General features: G+C 44.8%; 2 protein-coding genes and 1 pseudogene. All 3 read left to right on the top strand.

The window, feature by feature from the left end:
- Positions 1–133: 133 nt before the first annotated feature.
- Positions 134–430 (top strand): annotated as a pseudogene (locus RLO19_RS26260) (sulfurtransferase); the annotation flags it as partial.
- A gap of 616 nt (positions 431–1,046) precedes the next feature.
- Positions 1,047–1,565: a LabA-like NYN domain-containing protein gene (locus RLO19_RS26265; RefSeq protein WP_446337864.1), complete on the top strand. Its 519-nt coding sequence runs from the start codon at positions 1,047–1,049 to the stop codon at positions 1,563–1,565.
- Between the two features lie 75 nt (positions 1,566–1,640).
- Positions 1,641–3,272: a 2-isopropylmalate synthase gene (locus tag RLO19_RS26270; protein WP_446360335.1), complete on the top strand. Its 1,632-nt coding sequence runs from the start codon at positions 1,641–1,643 to the stop codon at positions 3,270–3,272.
- The last annotated feature ends 88 nt before the right edge of the window (positions 3,273–3,360 follow it).

The raw sequence follows: 3,360 nt of genomic DNA on the forward strand, positions 1-3,360 counted from the left end.
AACCTAGACGGCTTTTAAACTATGAGCTGGCAAGCACCCATAGATTCCATGACCCCAATAACGTAGCGTTTGCTGAGACTGGCTATCCATCAATGGAATGATCGTGTTGTCCACGGTTGTCCAGTGTTAGGCGGATAGCTATTTAGGAGAGCATGAACCCATTGACCCAATCGCAGGTCATATCCCTGGTGCAATTAATTACCCTTGGCAAGAGGTAACTAATGCTCAAGGCTATCTACACTCCCCCGATCAGCAAAAACAACGATGGAATGATGTCCAAGATAAACCGGAGATCATTGTCTATTGTGGGTCTGGAGTCACCGCCTGCGTGAATCTCTTATCCTTGGAATTAGCCGGAATGGCAAGGGGTAAGCTTTATGCTGGAAGTTGGAGCGACTGGTGTTCCTACTTAACAGAAACCTCTGGGTGAAGCTTCTTTGAACAGGAAACAGGGGTAGGTTGGGTCAACGCTTTCCAATGACATGTTAGAAGGCAACTTGGTCTGATCCTCACTTCCAGATGTAGCAGGCTAAGTCTTTAACAACCACCAAGATAGAGTTCCATCTCTCGTCTAGGCGTGACTTTCCTTGTACCCCACGGTAGAATTGTGCTTATATCAGTATGTTTATGGAAAATCATGTAATGGTATCACACTTTTAAGTTGAATTCAAACAAGCTTGCTGTTACTGGCGATTCATCCCCAACTAACTCTGATCGGGTATAGTTGGGGATGAATCGCCAAATTCGATAAAGTACATCTACCGCTAATGGGCTGGTGTTATCCTCAATCCTGAGGATAGCTTGAAGATAGCTCCCTGTCTACGTCCTATAGAGTCGCTAAGGTTTAAGAAAGCAAACAGAGATCTAGCGACATGAGTTTCTTTGCTAGGAGATTGAACTTGGAGGTGAGAGAGTAAGAAAATTTAGATAGCGCTAAAAAGCTTAGGAATTACGCCGATAGACTAACTATCAGCCAATATTTAGATTAAAATTGCTAAAATAAGAAGTTCACTTAAATTTCCCAAAACTATTAGGTCTGAGTTTATATGCCTTGCTCTATGAACCGTATTTCTATTTTTGTTGATGGGAACAATATGTTCTATGCTCAACAAAAAAATGGCTGGTTCTTTGATCCGAAGCGGGTCTTAGAACATTTTAAAAAAGAACCTCATATTGTTCTGGTTAATGCATTTTGGTACACCGGATTAAAAGATCCTCAAGATCAGCGAGGGTTTAGAGATGCCCTGATTAGTCTGGGTTACACAGTCAGAACTAAAATTTTAAAAGAGTATTATGATGATAGTTCAGGTCGTTATTCCCAAAAAGCCAATCTTGATATAGAAATTGTTGTTGATATGTTTAATACGGTAGAACAGTATGATCGAGTTATTCTATTTAGTGGAGATGGTGATTTTGAACGGGCGATCGAATTGCTGCGGTCAAAGAATACTCATATTACAGTCGTATCGACTGAAGGGATGATTGCCAGAGAATTAAGAAATGCTACGGATCGGTATATTGATTTAAATGAAATTCGTGATCAGATCGAGAAAGTAGATTCTTAATTAAAGACAGATACAAACTAACCCTTATCCTTTGACCCATTAAAAATTGACAACTTTATGACCGGAGAGAATCGAATGAACAAGCAACCCAATCGAATTATTATTTTTGATACTACGCTTCGTGATGGCGAACAATGTCCCGGAGCCACCTTAAACGTAGAGGAGAAACTGACGATCGCACGGCAACTAGCACGACTCGGTGTTGATGTGATTGAAGCGGGGTTCCCTTATGCCAGTGCGGGTGACTTCGACGCCGTGGAAAAGATTGCCAAAACTGTAGGTGTCGAGTCGGGACCGACAATTTGTGGGTTAGCCAGAGCCACCCGTCAGGATATCGAAGCGGCGGCGAAAGCCCTCAAACCCGCTGCAAATGCCCGAATTCATACATTTATTGCCACATCCGATATTCATCTCAACTATAAACTGAAAAAGACCAGACCGGAGGTTTTAGCGATCGCAGAGGAAATGGTAGCGTATGCCAAATCCTTTGTCGAGGATGTGGAGTTTTCCCCCGAAGATGCAGGGCGTTCTGATCCAGAGTTTTTGTACGAGGTGTTAGAACGTGCGATCGCGGCGGGGGCGACAACGGTGAATATTCCCGATACCGTAGGCTACACCACCCCGAGTGAGTTTGGCGCATTGATTCGCGGGATTACAGAAAACGTCCCCAATATTGACCAAGCCATTATCTCCGTTCACGGTCACAATGACCTGGGATTAGCCGTTGCCAACTTCCTCGAAGCCGTGAAAAATGGGGCGCGACAGTTAGAATGCACGATTAATGGTATTGGCGAACGGGCAGGAAATGCGGCACTAGAAGAACTCGTCATGGCATTACACGTCCGGCGGCAATTTTACAACCCCTATTTGGGACGCCCTCCTGAGTCAGAGGAGTCCTTAACAAATATTGACACGCGCCAGATTTACAAAACCTCGCGGTTAGTATCTAATTTGACTGGAATGTTAGTGCAACCGAATAAAGCAATTGTTGGCGCAAATGCTTTTGCTCACGAATCGGGTATTCACCAAGATGGCGTCCTGAAAAATAAGCTGACTTACGAAATCATGGATGCCAAGTTAATCGGTTTAACCGATAATCAGATTGTCTTGGGTAAGCATTCAGGGCGCAACGCCTTCCGCACTCGTCTCAAGGAATTGGGGTTTGATCTGTCTGAGACAGAGTTGAATAAAGCCTTTGTCCGCTTTAAAGAAGTGGCGGATAAGAAAAAAGACGTATCCGATTGGGATTTAGAAGCGCTGGTTAACGACGAAATCCGCCAAGTTCCCGAACTATTCCATCTAGAATTAGTCCAGGTATCCTGTGGGGATCATGCCCGTCCTACTGCTACGGTAACCTTACGCACTCCTGAAGGTGAGGAACTGATGGATGCAGCGATTGGAACGGGTCCGGTGGATGCGGTGTATAAAGCGATTAACCGGGTGGTGAATGTCCCCAATGAACTGATTGAGTATTCAGTGCAGTCAGTGACAGCCGGGATTGACGCCCTAGGGGAAGTCACGATTCGGCTACGTTATAACAGTCGAGTTTTTTCCGGTCATGCTGCCAATACCGATATTATTGTGGCATCAGCTCAAGCTTATGTGAATGCCCTGAACCGACTCTATGGTTGGTTACAGGGGCAACATCAGGACGAGAGCTATCCGCCTAACACTGGACAACCGTGGACAACACGATCATTCCATTGATGGATCGCCAGTCTCAGCAAACGCTACGTTATTGGGGTCATGGAATCTATGGGTGCTTGCCAGCTCATAGTTTAAAAGCCGTCTAGGT

The organism is Coleofasciculus sp. G2-EDA-02 (assembly GCF_040226375.1).
In the GTDB taxonomy this organism is placed as follows: domain Bacteria; phylum Cyanobacteriota; class Cyanobacteriia; order Cyanobacteriales; family Coleofasciculaceae; genus Coleofasciculus.

What these genes read in the sequence shown, in the direction of transcription:
- RLO19_RS26265 (WP_446337864.1), top strand. Translation starts at nt 1,047, where the DNA reads ATGCCTTGCTCTATGAACCGTATTTCTATTTTTGTTGATGGGAACAAT.
- RLO19_RS26270 (WP_446360335.1), top strand. Translation starts at nt 1,641, where the DNA reads ATGAACAAGCAACCCAATCGAATTATTATTTTTGATACTACGCTTCGT.